Here is a 20,850-nt window from a genome sequence, read left to right as displayed (position 1 = left end):
TGATATGAAAAAATCACTTCATAAATTATTGCTTTTCACTTTTATTATAGCACTAGTGCCTCTAAGCTATTGTCAAACAAAAAAGTCCGATTTAAAAATTCTATACGTAGGCACAAACCCATACAAACCATTAACAGATAGAGAGAAAAGATTATCTAGTAACATAGAACGCAAAGTTGCATTAAGAAAAACTAGGGCAAACGATTTTAAAAATTTAATTACTCAATATTTTAAATTTGTTACTGTAGTCTATGCAGATGATTTTAAAGAAGAAATGGCATCTGATTATGATGTAACAATTATAGATAATTATTTAAAGCCTTATGCAGGTGGGTATGAAAAAGATGAAAACGGAAAAGTAATAGGCTATAGCACCAGAAAGTTTTTAACAGAAAACTATAATGCAGCAACTATAATGATAGGTGAACCTTCTGCATTTATAGGTGAAGGTAGAGATTTAAAAATTGATCATCTTTGCTTATGCTTAGATGCGCATGCACACGGTATGAAGTTAGAACATCCAATTTTTAATAGCCCTCACAAAGTAAATATAACTTATGAAACCAAAGAAACTCCTGCTAACTACAAGGCAAGATATGGCGGTAGAGACTTAGATAAAACAATACAAATGTGGCGTATACAAACAGAAGGTTATGCAGAAGGTAAAGGAATGCCTATAGGTTTAGTATCTACAGGTTATGCTTTTGATAATGGTATAGATGCAGAGTGGATTTCTGGCGGTTACAACTCTAAAGGTGTAGAGGCCACTGCTATTGGGCGTCATGCAAACTTTTTGCATTGGGGTTTTGCTGCGGCGCCTGAGTATTTAACAGAAAGCGCTAAACTAGCTTTTATAAATGCTATACACTACATAGCCAAATATAAAGGCACTAAACAAATTACCCGAAAAATAAAAAGAATGCCTTTAAGACAATATTTGAGAGAAAGCCAATGGACAGTTTCAGATGAAGGTTCGGCAGCTTGGTTGCATTATATAAATAAAGACACTTTAAAAATGCGATTAGCTAAAGAAAAAATACAAGCTAAAAAAGCAGCAGGAAAAGAACTTTCTGAATTAGAAAAAATGCAATTAAATATGCCTATTAGAAAAGAAACTAGGATATGGACTATTAGGCATGAACCAAAGCATTTAAAAGAAAAATTTGGAGAAAACTGGGCAATGTATGAGGACTATTACAAAGAGAATATGGATTATTTTTATCCTATCCCTGATGAAAGATATACATATTGGAGTGCTGTAGATGAAGATGCTAAAGCTTTAGGGATAGCGAATAACAACATTAAAATTTTGGAAACAGCTATTACTATGCTAGCTAAAAAAGACAGAACTGAAATGGCTAAACGCATTTTAAAAAGGTATACTAATGAAACTTTTAGCACTGCAAAAGAATGGCAAAAATGGTTTAATAGCAACAAGAAAAAACTATACTTTTCTGAAGGTGATGGTTTTAAATACATAGTAATTCCTTAATATTCCCCAACAATATTAAGTTTTAAAATGAGCTATTAGTAGCTCATTTTTTTTGCTGTAACCACAAACAAAAAAGCATCCCAATTTTCAAAAATGAAAAAAGGAAAGCTTTCCATTGGCTTCGTGCTGAATTTATTTCAGCATCTTCAACCTTTTTACCTCAACTTATATTGAGATAAAACAACACAACTTCTTTAAAGTGCCAAAAAAAGCCTTAAGTGTCTTAAGGCTTTTGAGCAATTTTTGCGGTCTGGACGGGACTCGAACCCGCGACCCCCTGCGTGACAGGCAGATATTCTAACCAGCTGAACTACCAGACCGTTGCATGATTGCGGATGCAAATATACAAGGCTTTTTAAATATCACAAACATTTTTTAATCTTTTTTTGAAAAATATTTAAATAAAAATTCAACACTAATAAAACCTGCTGTTTACAAGGTTTTTAGCTGTTATATAAATTTTTGCCTTTCAACCATATAAGTTGTTAATATGTGATTAAACGTATTATTAATATCTGCTTCAACATATTTTATTTTATACTGTGCGCATTTTAATTTCAAAGCACTAAAATAAGCCTCTACTTTTTTTACATAATTTTCTTTTACGGTGTTGGCATATAAATTTATAAATTCGCCTGTTTCAACATCAATAAACCGTTTGGGTGTGTTATCAAAATTAAACGCAAATTCTTTTTCTTTATCAAAAACATGAAACAATACCACTTCATGTTTATTGTATTTTAAATGCCTTAACGCTTCAAACAGTTTAACATCATCTTCAGCTGTTTGAAACATATCTGTGAATAAAAATATCATAGATCGTCTATGAATTTTTTCAGCTATTTCATGTAAATAGGTATAGGTTTCGGTGTGTTTATTTAAAGGTTTTTTAATGACTGTTTCACTTAAAGCATTTAATAGCATTTGATGATGGCGCTCACTGCCTTTTTCTTGTGCATAAAAATTGTATGCATCACTATAAATACTTAAACCTACAGCGTCGCGTTGTTTTTTTAGCATTTGCATTAAAGCTGCTGCGGCAAGTGCTGAAAATGCTATTTTATTCAATTTACTTATTGAAAATTGAGTCATTTCAGGATAATGCATTGAACTACTATTATCTAGAATGATGTGGCAACGTAAATTGGTTTCATCATCATAACGTTTTGTGTAAAGCTTATCGGTTTTTGCAAAGAGCTTCCAATCTATATGGCGTGTACTTTCTCCTCTATTATATATTTTATGCTCAGCAAACTCTGATGAAAACCCATGAAACGGACTTTTGTGCATACCCGCAATAAAGCCTTCAACTACTTGTTTGGCAAGTAGCCCTATATGCTTAAAACCTTCAGCTTTATTTAGTTCTTGACGAATATCCATTTAAAAATAATTCTACTTTATAACAGCATCAACAATACCGTACTCAACAGATTCTTCAGCTCCCATCCAGTGGTCTCTGTTAAAATCTTTCATTACTTTTTCAAAGGTTTGCCCGCAATTATCAGCTAAAATTTGAGCACTTAATTCTTTAGTTAAAATAATTTCTTTGGCTGTTATTTCAATATCACTTGCTTGCCCACGCGCACCTCCACTTGGTTGATGAATCATTACTCTGGCGTGTGGCTGTATAAAGCGTTTGCCTTTTTCTCCTGCTGATAAAATTATTGAACCCATAGAGGCGGCAAAACCGGTGCATATTGTAGATACGCTGCTTTTTAGCGATTTTATACAATCGTAAATTGCAAAACCTGAGGTTACATAACCACCAGGACTATTAATATATAAATGAATAGTAGCTGTTTCTAAAGCATCTAAATACATTAAACGATCTATTACATGTTTAGCTGAATCATCATCAACCTGCCCCCATAAAAACACTTTACGTTCTTCTATTAATTTAGCATCTATAGCATCTTGTACTTTACCTTTTTTACTCATAGTTTTTTTATGTTTTTTGATTTTAAAAATTACTCTAAAATAAAAAAAGGTTTGCCATTACAGCAAACCTTACCTATTTTCTTTTTCTATATGTATTATAGAGCAGCGTCTATAGCCTCAGTGTATGAGTTTTTAGGAGCTACACCTACTTTTCTATCTACAACCTCACCGTTTTTAAATACTAAAACCGTAGGTATGTTACGTACACCGTATTTAGCAGCAAACTCTTGGTTAGCATCTACATCAACTTTACCAACAACTGCTTTACCTTCGTACTCACCGCTTATTTCTTCAATAATTGGCCCTACCATTCTACATGGTCCACACCAAGCAGCCCAAAAATCTACTAATACGGGTTTATCACTTTTTAATACTGTTTCTTCAAACGATGCATCTGTTATTTCTAATGCCATAATATATATTTTTAAATGTTATCAAATTATTTAATTACAAAATTAGTCAAAAAAAACGCCGAAGCTTACAAACTAACAATTTGTTTTGTTTATATCGTTATTATTTGGGTTTATTAACACTTACAAGTTAAACAAAACACCACACTAACAACAAAAAGCTAAGATATTACTAAAGAGACTAAACACACAAATTTATTACATATTGAAACATAAAACAACACATAAAACTCCATTTAATACAATTTTATGTTAAAAAAGTAAAAAAATGTTTTTTTTATATTCGCCAATACTAAAAACAACAATTACTAAAATTATTTTTATGAAAACAAGACTCCTTTTATTAATAGCACTAATAATTAGCTCAGTCTCATTATCACAAAACGCAAATCTAGACAGGGAATATTTTAATGTTTCTTATGTAAAACTTCCTTTAAAACCAACATTAGATGAAAGTAAAAGAACGTTTTCATCAAATCAAAAAAACATACAAATTAAAGGTTACACTAAAATAAACAACAACGCTACTTTGCATATTGATTACAAAATTTATGACACTAAAACAGGTAACACAGAAATAATTAAACATACACACGAAAAAAAAGATAAAGACGGCAATGTAATATCTACTAGCTACACTTACTCTATTAAAGTAAGCTTTATAACATTGGCTAATGTTGTTGTTAATAATTCTGAAAACTCTGAAAATGGATATAAGTCAGAATTCACAGAGAAAGACACTTATAATAGTAGCGAATACACCTCAGAAAAGGATGCTAATACCTACTTTACAAAAAACAAATTGAGCTTAGCAGCGGAATACAATACAAAACATAAAAAAGCAATAATTAACAAAATTGAGCAAGCTTTAAATAACACATATGGCTATGTACCATACACTAACGCTAAAGAACATTTCTGGATTTTGGGCAACAAAAAACACCCTGAATACCAAAAACATACTGAAGCTTACCAAAACCTAAAGCGTATTTTCTCAAATATGAAATACAACCAATCTATAGGAAATATTAAAACTGAAGTATTACCTATAGTTGATTATTTTGAAAGCGTAGTTTCTAAATACCAAGGGCCAAAGAAAAAAATGGCTAAAATGCGTTATGCTAGTTTCTATAACATAGCTAAAATATTTTATTTTTTAGATATGCCTGAAAAAACTAAAGTATATGCTAACAAGTTAATTGAAAATGGTTATGACAAATCTGACGGAAAATATTTTAACAGCATTTCCGATAAGTTAATTGAAAAATTTAAAAAGAATGAATTAACCACAAGACATTTTGAGGTTACCACTAAAAACTTAAGCACCAACATTAAGCCCACTGAAACTGTTGCTAAAAGCACACCTAAACAAACGGCCTCAGGAACCAAAACAAACACCATAAAAAATCCAAATTTTTATTATTCTGAAGGCAATATTAATAAAGACAATAAAGTTGCTAAAAACCTAATAAGTACTGTGAAAAATATTATAGTTGCCACTGATAAGCAATATGCATCTTTTGTTGAAGGTGATTACATTACAGATACTGAAGGAAGAATAACAGGTCAAAAAATAAAATATCCAGTGCTTGATAATTTATATCAAAATATAGTTATAATATGGAAAAACAATACAATTACTGAAGTGAAATTTGGCGAATCAACTAAGTTAAAACTAAGTTGGAATAATGATATTATTAACAACATTTCAATAGCTAGTAGAGCCGATTTTAATTTCAAAATAAATTATAATAATAATTTACCCATAACCGCAACTCAAACTTGGCAAAACGGAAATGCCGAAATTTATAACATAACTTATGATGACAAAAATCGCCTAAAATCAGTAAAAAAGTTCAATGTAATTAAAAAGAAGAAAAACATTAAAGAAGAAAAAAGCTACACATACACTAATGATGCTATTAAAACGAAAAGAGTTATATATAGGTACGAAAATAAAAACAGTAATCCCGAAATTTACTTTAACAAAGAGTACATATTTAAAACTTTAAACAACACTAGTTTTAGTATTACAACAACTGACAACACAGAACTTAACATTGCTAGCTTTGATGATAAAGCACGCATTATTAAGAGAGAAATAAAAAACAAGCAACATGGTTACATTGACAATTATAGCTACGCAAACAACAGTTTATTCAAATTAGAAAGACATTGCAATAGCAGTAATTCATGCTACGAAAACAGTGTAAAAAATATTACAATTTACACAACTGACACCAACAAATCATCACAACCAAATTATGAATGGCGTAAAGGAAGTTACGGCCTTAATAGTACCAATGAGTTAGTATTTGAAACTACTGAAGATGGTACAAAATTCAGAAAAAAAATAAACGGATCTTGGACAGACTGGAAGTTTTTTGAAATGTAACAATAAAAAAAAAGCCTCTAAATTAGTTTTTAGAGGCTCTTTTTTTAATTTAATTTATAATGAATATGTTGCGATTCTAGTTCTGAAATCAATTCTTGGCAAACACGTACTTTTTGTTTTCTACTTGACATATTAAGCTTAATCTTATCTTTAGTATCATACACTATAAAATTTAAAGCATGATTACCAGGATGCATACTTAATAAATCTTGAATTTTTAAAATAGTATCTTCTTTTAAATCGTTAATATTAAGTTGAAGCGATAGTTTTTTTGCATACTGCTCCATCACATCATGTAATAACTGAAAACTATTAAACTGTATTCTAGGGTCACTCTTTTTTCCAGTATCTTTATTAGTCCAACCTTCACGCACAAAGGCTTTAACAAATACAAAACTATTAACCATTAAAAAATGCCTGAATTTTAAGTAATCTTCACCAAAAATTCTAAATTCAAAACTATCGGTATAATCTTCAATTGTAAACATACCCCAACCTTTACCTTGTTTGCTTACGCGGTGTTGCACATCGGTTACCACACCTCCAAAAACTAATTCTCTATTTACATAAGGTTCTAAATTGTTAAACATACCAACAGTAGCATTACAAAAGGTTTTCATTTCGGTTTTAAAATCATCTAACGGATGCCCTGAAATATAAATACCAACCACTTCGCGCTCTTTAGATAGTTTTTCCATAGTTCCCCAATCTTCACATGGTGGAATTGTGGGTTCAGCAATTTGTACATCGCTGGCTTCGCCAAACAAACTTACTTGTGCCGAATTTTCGTTTTCTTTGTGCTTTTGCGCATATTTTATAACCATTTCTAAAAAGGTTAAATCACTTTCTTTATGAAAATATTGCGCTCTATGAGTGCCCTCAAAACAATCAAAACCACCAGCATAAGCTAAATTTTCAAAAGCTTTTTTATTTGCAGCTCGTAAATCTATACGTTTTGCTAAATCGAAAATAGACTTATATGGCCCTTCTTCTTTTCTATTATTTACTATAGTCATTACAGCACCATGCCCCACACCTTTTATAGCACCCATACCAAAACGTACAGCCCCATCATTATTTACTGAGAATTTGTAATAACTTTCATTAACACTTGGCCCAAGAACATCCAACTTCATCCGCTTACATTCCTCCATAAAAAAGGTAATGGTTTTAATATCATTCATGTTGTTAGATAGTACAGCAGCCATATATTCTGCTGGGTAATGTGCTTTTAAATAAGCGGTTTGGTAGGCTATCCACGCATAACATGTAGAGTGCGATTTATTAAAAGCATAACTTGCAAATGCTTCCCAATCTTTCCATACTTTTTCAAGAATTTTAGCATCGTGCCCATTTGCAGTAGCTTGCTCAATAAACTTAGGTTTCATTTTATCAAGTACTGCAATTTGTTTTTTACCCATGGCTTTACGTAAAATATCGGCTTCACCCTTGGTAAAATCGGCTAATTTTTGTGAGAGTAGCATTACCTGCTCTTGGTAAACTGTAATACCATAAGTTTCCTTTAAGTATTCTTCCATGGCTGGTAAATCGTACTCAATTTCTTCATCACCATGTTTACGGCGAACGAAACTTGGAATATATTCCATTGGCCCTGGACGATACAAGGCGTTCATGGCAATTAAATCTTCAAATACCGTGGGTTTTAAATCGCGTAAGTGTTTTTGCATACCAGGAGATTCGTACTGGAACACACCAACTGTTTCACCACGTTGGAACAACTCATAGGTTTTTTCATCATCTAAAGGAAAGCTTTCTGGATCTAGTTGTACATTATGTCGTGCTTTTACAATTTTAACAGTATCTTTAATTAAGGTTAGTGTTTTTAACCCTAAAAAGTCCATTTTAAGTAAACCTGCTGATTCTACTACGGAGTTATCAAACTGAGTTACATATAAATCAGAATCTTTTGCTACAGAAACCGGCACAAACTTAGTAATATCGTCGGGTGTAATTATAACACCACAAGCATGAATACCCGTATTACGTACCGAACCCTCAAGCATTCTTGCTGTATTTACTGTTTCTGCCTCTAAGCCGCTTCCTTCAGAAATATTTAAAAGTTCGTTTACTTTTTCTAACTCTTCGGCCCTAAATTTACCTGCCAAAGCTTTTTCATCTAAACCAAAAATTTTATTTAGTTTAGACATGTTGGGTATTAATTTAGCAATTCTATCGGCATCAAACAACGGTAAATCAAGCACACGAGCGGTATCTCTAATACTAGATTTTGCAGCCATAGTACCATAAGTAATAATTTGCGCTACTTGGTTGGCACCATATTTTTCTATTACGTAGTCCATTACTCTACTTCGGCCTTCATCATCAAAATCGATATCGATATCGGGCATACTAATACGATCTGGATTTAAGAAACGCTCAAAAAGCAAATCGTACTTCATGGGGTCTATGTTGGTAATCCATAAACAATAAGCAGCTACCGAACCCGCTGCCGAACCACGCCCTGGACCTACAGACACGTCCATGTTTCTAGCTTCGCGAATAAAATCTTCTACAATTAAGAAATATCCGGGATAACCTGTGTTTTCTATAACGCTTAACTCAAAATCGAGTCGTTCGGTTACTTCTTCAGTTAAAGGCTCACCGTAACGTTTTTTTGCACCTTCGTAAACCAAATGACGTAAATAGGCATTTTCACCCCGTTTGCCTCCATCAACTAAATCTTCGTCATGTTTAAATTCATCTGGAATATCAAAGGCAGGTAAAAGTACATCTCGCGCCAACTGAAAGGCTTCAATTTTATTTACAATGTCTTCGGTATTAGCAATGGCATCTGGCAAATCTTTAAAAAGCGCCTTCATATCATCAGAAGACTTAAAATAATACTCTTGGTTTGGTAAACCGTAACGATAACCTCGGCCACGGCCAATTGGTGTGGCTTGTTTTTCACCATCTTTTACACACAATAAAATATCGTGTGCATTGGCATCGGTTTGCTTTTGGTAATAGGTATTATTTGTAGCAACCAATTTAACATTGTGTTTGCGAGCCAATTTAACCAAGGTATCATTTACACGATTTTCATCTTCTTGATTATGACGCATAATCTCTACATACAAATCGTCTCCAAACTGCTCTTTCCACCAAATTAAGGCTTCTTCGGCTTGATTTTCACCAATATTTAGCACTTTACTTGGCACTTCACCATAAAGGTTACCCGTTAAAACAATAATGTCTTCTTTATACTGCTCAATGAGTTTCTTATCTATACGCGGTACGTAATAAAACCCATTTACAAAGGCATGTGACGATAACTTAGCCAAATTATGGTAACCATTTTTATTTTTTGCTATTAATACAATTTGGTAACCGTTATCTTTTCTGGTTTTATCTTTATGGTCTTCGCATACAAAAAACTCACAACCAATAATAGGTTTTATTAATTTTTTGTTGGTAGTTTCACCTTTTTCTTCAGCAGCTTCAATGGCTGCCTTTATGCCTTTATTTTGATTATTTACTGCGTTTATAAAATGAAAAGCCCCCATCATGTTACCATGATCTGTTAATGCTACTGCCGGCATATTGTGTGATGCCGCTGCTGCAACCAAATCTGGAATACTCATGGTGGACTGTAACACTGAGAATTGCGAATGGTTATGAAGATGAACAAAATCTACTTCCTTTAATTCGGAAATATTTTGTTTTATTTCTTCGGAAGATATTTGAGACCCTTCATTTTTTTGAAGCTTCGCCCTAATTTTAGCACTTTCTTTTTTAAGATTAATGTGCTTTAAACCGATAAGTTGAATTTCTTGCGGATTTGCTTCCTTGAAATTTTTAAAATAATCGGGCTCTACATCAAGCTGCTCTTTAGTGTATTCTTGTAAACGAATAAGTTCTAAAAAACAACGTGTAGTTGCCTCAACATCGGCAGTGGCATTATGCGCTTCGGCAAATGGCTGGTTAAATAAAAACTCATGCAACTCTGTTAATGTTGGTAGTTTAAATTTTCCGCCACGGCCACCTGGAATTTTACAAAGTTCTGCAGTATGTTCTGTACAAGTATCTAAAACTGGTAATTCTTGTAATGAGTTTGCAACATTTTCTCGTACAAACTCTGCTCCCATTATGTTTAAATCGAACTTTACGTTTTGCCCTACTACAAATTTAGTTTTACTTAAAGCTAGATTAAATTTTTCTAAAACCTCGGTAAGCGGCACACCTTGTTCGGCTGCCAACTCTGTTGAAATACCATGAATTTTTTCGGCATCGTACGGTATGTTAAATCCATTGGGCTGTACCAAATAGTCTTGACTCTCTATACAATTACCCATAGCATCGTGCAATTGCCATGCAATTTGAATACACCTTGGCCAGTTATCTACATCGGTAATTGGGGCGTCCCAACGCTTTGGTAATCCGGTAGTTTCGGTATCAAAAATTAAGTACATGCGCTAAAATTTATGTATTGCTTTGTAACGTTGTTGTTTACAAAAAATGAGTTTATAAAAATACGTAGAATTTCGGCTTTTTCTACAGGAACTTGTTATGAGTTTTAAACAATAAAAAAACGCAACTCAATAAGCATTGAGCTGCGCTTTTTCAAACTAACTAACCAACTAAAATTGTTTTTATGAAACTAATTCTTCGTGAACTTTTTCGCTATTAATGGCTGCCTGTATTGCATTTTTTTGATTAAACAACATAGAATCAATACTTGGTGGCAACGTTCTATCTTTTAAAATATCGTTATACTCTTTTAAACTTGCTTCTTCGCCTCTTATAGCTTCTTGCAAAATAGCTTCTTCATCATTTGATGTGAACATTGATTTTAATGACATCCAATTTCTATGCATTAACCCTGTAAAGCTACCAGATTCTTTAGGCGTTTCACCGTAATTTAAAATTTCGGTTCTAATTTGTTTAGCAAATTCACTACGCTCTGTGGCTCTTCGTTTAAAAAAGATTCTCAAGTTGGTACTTTCTACATTTTTAGCTGCATTTAAATACCCTTTTTCAGCGTCGTAATTTTTTACTAAAAGTTCATTTAACTTATTTGAAATTTCTTCTGTGTACTTCATAATTCTAATCTTTTCATTTTTAAATTTCAATAATTTCTTTTGAGATGCTTATTGTATCACATCCATTGTAAATATAAGGCTTAACCTAATTTTTGTCAAGCTATTTAACAAGGTTTAAAATACCTTTAAGAACGTATTAACATTTTAATTAAAGTATAATTTTGAGGTATGACTGCTCTGTATCAATTACATTTCTTATTGATGCTTTTTGAGCCTGCAACATATTACTTGTACTTTTAGGCAACTTGGTGTTTTTTATAAAATCGTCATAGGTATTCAGGTTCGATTTTTCTTCTTTAATAGCCTCTTCTAAAACCATAAGTTCAGAATTGTTACTAAAAAGTGTTTTTAAATTCATCCAATTTCTATTTAAAGATTCCGCAAAACTATCAGTACTTTGCGGCTTTGTACCAAAGTTTACAATTTCGTGCCTTAACTGTGTGTCAAATTTATTTTTGTCGGCTACACAGCGCTCAAAAAACAACTTAAGCCTATCATCTTCAACGTTTTCAATAGCATTTAAATACCCTTTTTGCGTATGATAGTTTTTAAGTAATAATTCATTTAATCCATTAGAAATTTTATCTCTATATTCCATAATTCATTTGCATTTTAAATTTCAATATTTTTAATAATAGTTTATTATTTCACATCCATTTGTTATAAAACTACAAAGCATATTAACCAATTAAAAGCGTTTAACAGTGTTTAGCAGAATTTTAATACAATTTAACAACTCAAAAAGGTTTTAATAGTAACTTTTATTAGCTTATTTTTGAAAACCAACAAACTAAACACCATGAAGATCAAATATTTAATTTTCACATTACTAATTTCAAACCTGCAATTAATTGCGCAAGAAACACCCTTATACATTGGTACTTTTACTAATGAAAACAGCCAAGGTATTTACCACACAACATTTAATACCCAAACAGGCCAATTAGGCCCTATTGAATTGGCTATTGCTATTGACGATCCATCTTTTTTAGCCTACTCACCAAACAAAAAATATGTATATTCTGCACATAAAAATGGGTTTGTATCATCATATAAAATTGAAGACAACAATAAATTAACACTATTAACCCGCGTTAAAAGCGAAGGAAAAGGCGCTTGCCACATTGCTATTAATGCCACTAGCAACAAAGCAGCAGTTTCTAATTATGGCGGCGGCACTTCTGCTATTTTACCCATAAATTTTGATGGTACATTAGCTGAAGCCTCACAGGTTTTAAATAAAAATTTAGAAAACAAAACAGCTAGAGCACATGCTGCCTTTTTTTATGAAAACGAACTTTATGTAGCCTATTTAGGTAAAAATGCTGTTTCACAATACAAACTACAAAAAAACGACACATATAAATTAACAAATAATGCTATTGTTGACGTAAATGGAAACCCTGGCCCAAGACATTTTAAGTTCACTAAAAATGGTCAATTTGTTTACATAATTAATGAGCTTGCTGGCTCTATAACAGTAGCAAAAAGAACAAAAAAAGGTTTTAAACTTATTGAGACGGTTTCTACACTACCAAAAGATTTTAACGGAAAAAATGCGTGTGCTGATATTCACCTATCTAAAGACGAGCGTTTTTTATATGGCTCAAACCGTGGTGAAAACACCATAGCTATTTTTGAAAGAAACCAAAAAAACGGGAAAATAAAGCGTATTGAAAATGTAAGTGTTCATGGCAATTGGCCTAGAAACTTTACCATAGACCCCAGCGGTAACTACCTTTTAGTAGCTAACCAAAATAGCAACAACATATCAGTATTTAAAATAAATACAACTAACGGCCACCTCAACTTTTTATATGATGTTAAAACACCTACACCTGTATGCTTATTATTTTAGCTAATTGCTTGAAAATTAAAAATATTAGAGTATCTTTGCGCCCTCATTAATAACCCGAGGTCGTGAACCTCAATTAATTAATAATTATGCCAGTTAGAATTAGATTACAAAGACACGGTAAAAAAGGAAAACCTTTTTACTGGATTGTTGCCGCAGATTCGCGTGCAAAAAGAGACGGTAGATACTTAGAAAAATTAGGTGTTTACAATCCTAACACAAACCCTGCAACTGTTGATTTAGATGTTGATGGTGCTGTAAAATGGTTACAAAATGGTGCCCAACCAACAGATACCGCTAAAGGATTATTATCTTACAAAGGTGCATTATTAAAAAACCATTTAGCAGGTGGTGTAAAAAAAGGTGCTTTAACTGAAGAGCAAGCCGAAGCTAAATTCAATGCTTGGTTAGAAGACAAAGCTGCTAAAATTCAAGCAAAAGCTGATGGTTTATCTGAAGCTGATGCTAAAGCTAAAGCTGAAGCGCTTGCTGCTGAGAAAGCTGTTAACGAAGCAAGAATTGCTGCTGCTGCTGCACCAGTAGTTGAAGAAACTGAGGAAGCTACTGAAGAAACTGCTACCGAAACTGAAGCTACAAACGAAGAAGAATAAAAATTAATTTTTTATACTTTTAAACTCCGGTACAATGTATCGGAGTTTTTTTATTCCCACGAAAGTGAGAATTTAAACCAATAATAAATTTCTCAAAAAAAAATTTCTGCATGCGCGGAAATAAAAAAGATGACCTTTTCCATGAAAAAAGATAACTGTTTTTATTTAGGAAAAATTGTAAAAAAATACAGTTTTAAAGGTGAAGTTTTAGCAAAACTTGATACAGACCAGCCTGATATTTACGAAAATTTAGATGCTATTTTTTTAGACTTTAAAAATAATCTTGTGCCTTTTTTTATAGAAAAATCGCAGTTACATAAATCTGATTTATTACGTATTAAATTTGAAGATGTAGATACTGAAGCTGATGCTGATGCTATAATGAAAACAAACTTATTTTTACCTTTAGAAATGCTACCAAAACTAGAAGGCAACAAGTTTTATTTCCATGAAGTTATTGGGTTTACCATTACAGATAAAAACTTTGGCAACGTAGGCACACTAAAAGCTATAAATGATAGTACTGCTCAAGCACTTTTTGAAATAGACCGTAATGGTACTGAAATTTTAATACCAATGAATGATGAGTTTATTTTAGAAGTAAACAGAACAAACAAAACTATTATTGTAGAAACCCCAGAAGGCTTAATAGATTTGTACTTAAACAATTAAAGCGCAGCAACTATAGGCTCTCCTCTTTCAATAAGATGTATTCTTGCTTGTACAATATCTCGCTGTTTTAACAAAGCTCTACAAAGTGATAAAGGTAAATTTATTTGTGATAACAGTTCATCATATTTATTTACACACAACAGCTCATTACTATAAACTTTTGATAAGAAATCTAAATCATTACCAATTTTAACTTGTTGTTTAAAATTAGTTCTAATTAAATGAAAGCGTCTTTTTAAAACAATTTGCATTTCGTTATTTTCATCATAACGCTTCAACTCTTTATTTAACACTTGAATAAACTTATTACGCTGTGAAGCACTTTGTTTGCTAAATGCAACATTATCGGCAAATTTAAGTTCATTACTAGCTTTATTGTAAGCGCTTTCTATTTCTTCATTTAAAATCACTAAATCGTTTAACTTCTCTACAATGTAATCTGTCTGTTTCAAATCCCAAAAAAATTTTTCGTTTTTAAATATACGTAATAACAACTCTGTTTTGATTTTTATAGTATAAAGTTTTAACAAATGTTGTTAACAATTAACTTTTATTTTTTACTATTGCGCTTACAAAAAACACACAAATGTCTCAAAAACCCTTTACTTTCAAACAGTTTACAGTAAACCAAAATAATTGCGCCATGAAAATTGGTACAGATGGTGTTTTACTTGGGGCTTGGGCTAGTATAAAAAAGCAACCATTTGCCATACTAGATGTTGGCTCGGGCACAGGCATTATTGCACTTATGCTTGCGCAACGTAGTAATGCCGAAGTTATTGATGCTATTGAAATTGATGCCGATGCCTATGAACAATGTGTTGATAATTTTGAACAATCGCCATGGGGAGATCGTCTATTTTGCTATCATGCATCTTTAGAAGAATTTGCCAATGAAATTGATGATGAATATGACCTCATCATATCAAACCCGCCTTTTTATTCCGAAGATTTTAAAACCGAAAATACCTCAAGAGACACTGCAAGATTTCAAGACGCTATGCCATTTCAACATTTGCTTGAATGTAGTGTTAAATTACTAGCAAAAAATGGCAGTTTTTGTGTAGTTATTCCGTTTAAAGAAGAAGAAAAATTCATAGCATTAGCACAACATTTTTCACTATATCCAAACCATATTTTACACGTTAAAGGCAACCCAACAACTGAGGTAAAACGTAGTTTAATTGAGTTTTCGTTTATTGAAAATAATGTATTAACTAACGAATTAATTATTGAAACTGAAAGACACCAATACACACCCGAATACATTGAATTAACAAAAGAATTCTATCTTAAAATGTGATATTTTTAAAATAAATCATCAAACCATTTTTTTTAACCTTACAATATTTTCCAAAAAGAGAGAAAAAACCTATAAATACGCAACACACTTAGTATCATAACTTTTCAATATTAAATCATAAAGTGAAAAATTCCTTAAAAACCATATTATTTTTTTCACTTTTTTCAATAAATTTGATTTTAAACTGAATAATATCAAATTATGAAGCCAGATTTATTCGAAGCTCCAGATTATTACAACCTAGATGAGCTCCTTTCCGAAGAACATAAATTAGTACGCAACGCCGCACGTAATTGGGTAAAACGCCATGTATCTCCAATTATTGAAGATTATGCTCAAAAAGCTGAATTCCCTTCACAAATTATTGATGGTTTAGCTAACATTGGTGCTTTTGGACCTTATATTCCTGCTGAATATGGTGGCGCTGGTTTAGACCAAATTAGCTATGGCCTCATTATGCAAGAAATTGAACGAGGCGATTCTGGTGTGCGTAGTACGGCCTCAGTACAATCATCATTAGTTATGTATCCTATTTGGAAATACGGTAACGAAGCTCAACGCAAAAAATATTTACCAAAACTTGCTAGTGGCGAATGGATGGGATGTTTTGGTTTAACAGAGCCCGACCACGGTAGCAACCCTGGCAGTATGGTTACTAATTTTAAAGATATGGGCGACCACTATTTACTTAACGGTGCTAAAATGTGGATTAGCAATGCGCCTTTTGCTCAAATAGCTGTTGTTTGGGCTAAAAACGAAGATGGCCGCATACACGGACTCATTGTTGAACGCGGAATGGAAGGCTTCACTACTCCAGAAACTCACAACAAATGGTCTTTACGCGCTAGCGCCACTGGTGAACTTATTTTTGATAATGTTAAAGTACCCAAAGAAAACTTACTACCTAACAAAAACGGTTTAGGTGCGCCACTTGGCTGCTTAGACTCTGCACGCTACGGTATTGCTTGGGGCGCTATTGGCGCTGCTATGGATTGTTATGACACCGCTTTGCGTTACAGCAAAGAACGTATACAATTTGGTAAACCTATTGGCCAATTTCAATTACAACAAAAAAAACTAGCCGAAATGATTACCGAAATAACTAAAGCCCAACTTTTAGCATGGCGTTTGGGTATTTTAAAAAATGACGGTAAAGCAACTTCTGCTCAAATTTCCATGGCAAAACGTAATAATGTTGCCATGGCTTTAAATATTGCAAGACAAGCACGCCAAATGTTAGGTGGTATGGGTATTTCTGGCGAATTTTCTATTATGCGCCATATGATGAACCTTGAAAGCGTGATCACTTATGAAGGCACACATGATATTCATTTACTTATTACTGGGCTAGATATTACTGGGTTAAATGGGTTTAAGTAACACCTTGTTAGCATAAAAACATAACCTTACACACTACATCGTTTTAGTAAAAAATCTCTAGGCAATATGACTTTTGACAGTTTTTTTCAGAAGTTGTAAATCTAACTTTGTTAACACAATAACCAACTGCATACAGTTAGTAAAGTTAGAACCTATGGAAAAATTACGAAAAGACACTGTTCAATCTATCAATTTAAAGTTAGCTGCTATTGGGCAACCAACATTTAAAAATGAAGAGGGTAGTAAAGAATCTTTTAACGACACAAAGTTTGATGAGTTAACTACCGGACTAATAATGAGTATAAGAGAGAAGTCCAGACTTCTAGCCGATCATCTTTCTCCTGCTGATGCAAGAATTCAAAATTTTATAAACGATTATTTAAAAGATGTTCCTTTTAGTAAAACTTATAAGCTCCCAAATGATACACTTATATTATCAAAAAAAGGGCAAGCAAGAGAAGCTAGTTTACCAGCAAACGGCAATTCGTTTGTGAGTGATTTAGTAACATCAAAAAGACTTAAACAAGGCATTTTAAATAATCCGTTACACGATAAACGCACTACAAAAGGCACATTTCATATAGTTGAAGGCCCATTACCTGTACCTTTAGATAAAAAAGAAGTACCAAAAATTGTATTTGCTCACTTTATAAACGCTGCATTTAACGCACCCGATGATTTAAAAGTATTACCATTTACATCATTACAAAAAGAACAAGCAAAAGTAATGGTGTCTATGTTATTAAGACCCATAGTTTGCCCTGAAGTAAAGGGTGTTATTGAAGAAAAATCATTAGAAGTGCGCTTTTTTGCACCAGGCAACTTAGTAAGTAATTTAGATTTTGTTGAAAATATTTTTGGTAATGCCGGAGACCCAAGTTTAGCTCATAATGATGCTGCCTTAGATACAGAACACTGGACAGGGCATACAGGCTGTATCATTTTGGCACCACATTTAAAGTCTTTAAAAAAGAAAGATGTTGGGCTACCACATTACAATGATGCCACAGAACGCCAACGTAAAGATGGTATGTGCTATAAAGATGAAAACGAACTTTACAATGACGGGGGCGCCTTTAAATTAACCTGTAGAGATGAGCGCGGTGTGGTTGTTACGCTTATTGCTGATAATTACTACGGCTACTCTAAAAAAGAAATAAAAACACAAATTAGCTACTCTGCAAACCTTTATGGTTTAGTTGAAGAAGAACATGCGGGCGGTGCTATTGCCTATGCAAGACGTATAATGGGCGATACTGTAAACGGACAAGATTATGTTGAAAATTATGGTTTAGACCACACTTTTGAAGATGTAAAAACACTTTTAGCTGATAGAATTGAAGTAAAACCAGAAAATTACGCAGTTGATAAAAAATATCCAAATATTATTTATGTTCCAGAAACGGCTTACTTCAACATAAATAAAAATAATATTAGCTGGAAACACAACGGTAAAAAGCAAAAGTTAACATTATCGCCATTTAAAACCTACGTACACCCATCTGGTAATAAATTACGTTTAGAAAAACATCCGTCAATAAATTTATGGCGTATGGTTGAAACCTATCCTGAAGGTGTATTTTGCCACAAACCTTGTACTGTGTCTGGTGGTGGTAAATCAGAGATTTCAAAATCTATGCAAAACGCTATAACGTATAGCTCTTTCAACATTCATGATATTGAAGAAGATTTTAAAAAAGCCGATGAAATTATTGAATTTGATTATTCAACAAGATGGAAGGTTAAAGATCCTAACCGCCCAAAATCACGCTCATTTTTAAGTGAAAAACGTACATTAGGTTCGGTAGTTAAACTGCTAACGCCTTCTGAAGAAAACTCTGATGAGTTTAATGAATGGTTAAAAGACATTCCGGTTCACGTACGCTCTTTAGTGCTATTTGTAAAACGTTTATTTAGGCAAGCACATGGTGCCGATTTAAACTGGAAAGACATGATGACTGTTGAAATTATAAACGGCGTTAAGGGCACCAAACTCATTTATAATAACACACCCGTAGTTGGCAGTTATGTGCGTATTGGCTTTAACCAACAAGGTAACTGGATGTTAAACAAACTACGTTCAGATTTCTCTGCAAGTGAAAAAATTCAAACAGAAGATGATATTTCAGCATCAATAACACTTCCTAGAAATCAGTTTAAAAACTTAAACCCAGAGTATAAAAACCAAAGTGTTAAAGTATTAACCAACTGCGAAGCACACCTGTTTCAAAGACCAGATGAAGCTATTGTAAGAGGGTATGATAAAGGTGCTGAATTAGATATTATTTCAAATGGCAGATTTTTAACCAACTATGAAATGTTAACTAAAAAAGACGCCATTGCCATTTATGAAGACACAATAAATTACGATAAATACACACAACCTGTTAAAGATTTCATTTTAGAAATTGTTAATAGTAATGATGACGACATTCAGTTTGTATTACCATCGCATCCAAGAATTATTGAAGATGGTTTACCAACAAAAAACCCTCGTTATTTAGAGCCTAACAGGTTTTTTAACGAAACCGAAGCATCATATATTGCAGATATTGGCGTACGTTTACACCGTAAAATTAAGCCACAAGACCCTGTAATACATGTTGTAAATGCGGTGTTACCCGGTAGAAGAAACAATCCGGTTGATAAAGAAGCTGGTATTAGACCACTAGCGGTTTACAACCCAATTCACTACCAAGAAACACCAGAATTGTTTATGGATTTTGTTTGTAGTTTAACAGGTAAGTCTCCTTCAACAACCGGAGCGGGTTCTGAAGGAGCGCTTACTAAAGCACCTTTTAACATGCTTACACCAACTACAGATTTAAATAACGCGCTTCTATCACATATTTTAACAGAGTCTAACGGTTTTAGCACTGCTGCTGGCTATGTTGGTGCCGAAAACAAAATAGACCACGACGTGAGTTTACTAATACCCGAAATTTGGGCAAGAATGACACCTGCTGATAGAGATCCAAAAAACTTAATTGCCAATGGTTCTTTAGAAAAACTTGAAGATTTTGAATACCAAGGCAAAAAAGTATTAGCAAGCAGATTGGGCTACAGAATAACAAGAAAGTTCGATTTATTATGTTTAAATAGAATTTTTGATGAGCCAACCGCCGTATTTAGTGAACGTATGCTAAAACCTGAATTACAAGGTATGGAAGATTATGTTGATGGTATAAACAACATAGTTGAAGCACAACAAAAAGTAGCCTTAAATTATTTTGAAGACGGTAGTGTTGAAGCAGCTATACCACCGCTAAAAATACTATTACACATTATGGCTTATGGCAACTATGAAGGTAAAGATATTAGCAACCCAGAGTTACGCAAATTTTTTACTAGAGATTATGTTTTAAATAGCAGTTGGTACAAAGAACGTTTAAAAATTAAACAACAAAAAGATTTGGCGTACTACAAATCTCAAATAACATATTTAGAAACTTTTATAGCAAAACCTAATAATAGCAAACTAGTGGAAGAAATGAATATTAATAACAAATTAGAAACCACTAAAAAATTATATGAAAACGCAAAAACAGATGCGTATTTAGAAAGCTTAGTGGGCACCATTGGTACAGACCCACTATTTAAAAAGTAGTTTATTTCATTTTAAGCGTAAAAGCGTTTCGCATTTATAAATTATAAATGTTGAAGCGCTTTTTTTATAAATTTTAATTTCTCATTATAAAACAATATTTTAGGCTGCTGTTATACAATTGCTATCA

Annotated in this window: 15 protein-coding genes and 1 tRNA gene; 8 read left to right on the top strand and 8 right to left on the bottom strand. The window is 32.8% G+C overall.

What is annotated here, in order from left to right; genetic code table 11:
- Nucleotides 1-4: 4 nt before the first annotated feature.
- Nucleotides 5-1,492 carry a hypothetical protein gene (locus FUA26_RS09290; protein WP_147134867.1) on the top strand — a complete coding sequence of 496 codons (1,488 nt, stop codon included), beginning with the start codon at nt 5-7 and terminating at the stop codon, nt 1,490-1,492.
- Nucleotides 1,493-1,738: 246 nt separating this feature from the next.
- Here FUA26_RS09290 and FUA26_RS09285 read toward each other — a convergent pair.
- The 4 genes from FUA26_RS09285 to trxA form a co-directional block, all read right to left on the bottom strand.
- Nucleotides 1,739-1,812, bottom strand: a tRNA-Asp gene (locus FUA26_RS09285).
- 130 nt (nt 1,813-1,942) lie between these two features.
- The gene (locus FUA26_RS09280; protein WP_147134864.1) at nt 1,943-2,872 is read right to left on the bottom strand and encodes a DUF58 domain-containing protein; all 930 of its coding nucleotides are present in this window, start codon (nt 2,870-2,872) and stop codon (nt 1,943-1,945) included.
- A 12-nt stretch (nt 2,873-2,884) separates the two neighbouring features.
- Nucleotides 2,885-3,430: a ClpP family protease gene (locus tag FUA26_RS09275; protein WP_147134861.1), complete on the bottom strand. Its 546-nt coding sequence runs from the start codon at nt 3,428-3,430 to the stop codon at nt 2,885-2,887.
- A 95-nt stretch (nt 3,431-3,525) separates the two neighbouring features.
- Nucleotides 3,526-3,843 carry a thioredoxin gene (trxA, locus tag FUA26_RS09270; RefSeq protein ID WP_147134858.1) on the bottom strand — a complete coding sequence of 106 codons (318 nt, stop codon included), beginning with the start codon at nt 3,841-3,843 and terminating at the stop codon, nt 3,526-3,528.
- A gap of 319 nt (nt 3,844-4,162) precedes the next feature.
- On the opposite strand from trxA, the gene FUA26_RS09265 reads away from it, so the two are divergent.
- The gene (locus FUA26_RS09265) at nt 4,163-6,235 is read left to right on the top strand and encodes a hypothetical protein (RefSeq protein ID WP_147134857.1); all 2,073 of its coding nucleotides are present in this window, start codon (nt 4,163-4,165) and stop codon (nt 6,233-6,235) included.
- Nucleotides 6,236-6,279: 44 nt separating this feature from the next.
- Here the strand turns inward: FUA26_RS09265 and dnaE are convergent, their stop codons facing one another.
- From dnaE to FUA26_RS09250, 3 genes are all read right to left on the bottom strand, one after another.
- On the bottom strand, nt 6,280-10,665 hold the full coding sequence (gene dnaE, locus FUA26_RS09260; protein ID WP_147134853.1) for a DNA polymerase III subunit alpha: 4,386 nt from the start codon (nt 10,663-10,665) through the stop codon (nt 6,280-6,282).
- Nucleotides 10,666-10,845: 180 nt separating this feature from the next.
- A complete protein-coding gene (locus FUA26_RS09255) occupies nt 10,846-11,295 on the bottom strand; it encodes a ferritin-like domain-containing protein (protein WP_147134850.1) in 450 nt (149 codons plus the stop codon).
- Between the two features lie 148 nt (nt 11,296-11,443).
- Nucleotides 11,444-11,893, bottom strand: coding sequence for a ferritin-like domain-containing protein (locus FUA26_RS09250; RefSeq protein WP_147134847.1), 450 nt, complete (start codon nt 11,891-11,893; stop codon nt 11,444-11,446).
- Nucleotides 11,894-12,094: 201 nt separating this feature from the next.
- Between FUA26_RS09250 and FUA26_RS09245 the strand changes: the two genes are divergently transcribed.
- The 3 genes from FUA26_RS09245 (at nt 12,095) to rimM (ending at nt 14,433) form a co-directional block, all read left to right on the top strand.
- A complete protein-coding gene (locus tag FUA26_RS09245; protein WP_147134844.1) occupies nt 12,095-13,153 on the top strand; it encodes a lactonase family protein in 1,059 nt (352 codons plus the stop codon).
- A gap of 86 nt (nt 13,154-13,239) precedes the next feature.
- On the top strand, nt 13,240-13,761 hold the full coding sequence (locus tag FUA26_RS09240; protein WP_147134841.1) for a 30S ribosomal protein S16: 522 nt from the start codon (nt 13,240-13,242) through the stop codon (nt 13,759-13,761).
- Between the two features lie 141 nt (nt 13,762-13,902).
- Nucleotides 13,903-14,433 (top strand): ribosome maturation factor RimM, encoded by a 531-nt coding sequence (gene rimM / locus FUA26_RS09235; RefSeq protein WP_147134838.1) that lies wholly within the window; start codon nt 13,903-13,905, stop codon nt 14,431-14,433.
- Here the strand turns inward: rimM and FUA26_RS09230 are convergent.
- On the bottom strand, nt 14,430-14,885 hold the full coding sequence (locus tag FUA26_RS09230; RefSeq protein WP_186826892.1) for a hypothetical protein: 456 nt from the start codon (nt 14,883-14,885) through the stop codon (nt 14,430-14,432). The genes rimM and FUA26_RS09230 overlap by 4 nt on opposite strands.
- 134 nt (nt 14,886-15,019) lie before the next feature.
- Here FUA26_RS09230 and FUA26_RS09225 point away from each other — a divergent pair, with 134 nt between their 5' ends.
- The 3 genes from FUA26_RS09225 to FUA26_RS09215 all read left to right on the top strand — a co-directional run bounded on the left by FUA26_RS09225 (nt 15,020) and on the right by FUA26_RS09215 (nt 20,723).
- On the top strand, nt 15,020-15,736 hold the full coding sequence (locus FUA26_RS09225) for a tRNA1(Val) (adenine(37)-N6)-methyltransferase (RefSeq protein ID WP_147134832.1): 717 nt from the start codon (nt 15,020-15,022) through the stop codon (nt 15,734-15,736).
- Nucleotides 15,737-15,937: 201 nt separating this feature from the next.
- On the top strand, nt 15,938-17,116 hold the full coding sequence (locus FUA26_RS09220) for an acyl-CoA dehydrogenase family protein (protein WP_147134829.1): 1,179 nt from the start codon (nt 15,938-15,940) through the stop codon (nt 17,114-17,116).
- A 154-nt stretch (nt 17,117-17,270) separates the two neighbouring features.
- On the top strand, nt 17,271-20,723 hold the full coding sequence (locus tag FUA26_RS09215; protein ID WP_147134826.1) for a hypothetical protein: 3,453 nt from the start codon (nt 17,271-17,273) through the stop codon (nt 20,721-20,723).
- The last annotated feature ends 127 nt before the right edge of the window (nt 20,724-20,850 follow it).

Origin of the sequence: Seonamhaeicola algicola (assembly GCF_007997385.1) — a bacterium.
Classification (GTDB): Bacteria; Bacteroidota; Bacteroidia; order Flavobacteriales; family Flavobacteriaceae; genus Seonamhaeicola; species Seonamhaeicola algicola.
This window is presented reverse-complemented; position numbering and strand designations above follow the sequence as displayed.

Coding starts and splice junctions, on each gene's coding strand:
- FUA26_RS09290 (WP_147134867.1), top strand. CDS start 5: ATGAAAAAATCACTTCATAAATTATTGCTTTTCACTTTTATTATAGCA.
- FUA26_RS09280 (WP_147134864.1), bottom strand. CDS start 2,872: ATGGATATTCGTCAAGAACTAAATAAAGCTGAAGGTTTTAAGCATATA.
- FUA26_RS09275 (WP_147134861.1), bottom strand. CDS start 3,430: ATGAGTAAAAAAGGTAAAGTACAAGATGCTATAGATGCTAAATTAATA.
- trxA (WP_147134858.1), bottom strand. CDS start 3,843: ATGGCATTAGAAATAACAGATGCATCGTTTGAAGAAACAGTATTAAAA.
- FUA26_RS09265 (WP_147134857.1), top strand. CDS start 4,163: ATGAAAACAAGACTCCTTTTATTAATAGCACTAATAATTAGCTCAGTC.
- dnaE (WP_147134853.1), bottom strand. CDS start 10,665: ATGTACTTAATTTTTGATACCGAAACTACCGGATTACCAAAGCGTTGG.
- FUA26_RS09255 (WP_147134850.1), bottom strand. CDS start 11,295: ATGAAGTACACAGAAGAAATTTCAAATAAGTTAAATGAACTTTTAGTA.
- FUA26_RS09250 (WP_147134847.1), bottom strand. CDS start 11,893: ATGGAATATAGAGATAAAATTTCTAATGGATTAAATGAATTATTACTT.
- FUA26_RS09245 (WP_147134844.1), top strand. CDS start 12,095: ATGAAGATCAAATATTTAATTTTCACATTACTAATTTCAAACCTGCAA.
- FUA26_RS09240 (WP_147134841.1), top strand. CDS start 13,240: ATGCCAGTTAGAATTAGATTACAAAGACACGGTAAAAAAGGAAAACCT.
- rimM (WP_147134838.1), top strand. CDS start 13,903: ATGAAAAAAGATAACTGTTTTTATTTAGGAAAAATTGTAAAAAAATAC.
- FUA26_RS09225 (WP_147134832.1), top strand. CDS start 15,020: ATGTCTCAAAAACCCTTTACTTTCAAACAGTTTACAGTAAACCAAAAT.
- FUA26_RS09220 (WP_147134829.1), top strand. CDS start 15,938: ATGAAGCCAGATTTATTCGAAGCTCCAGATTATTACAACCTAGATGAG.
- FUA26_RS09215 (WP_147134826.1), top strand. CDS start 17,271: ATGGAAAAATTACGAAAAGACACTGTTCAATCTATCAATTTAAAGTTA.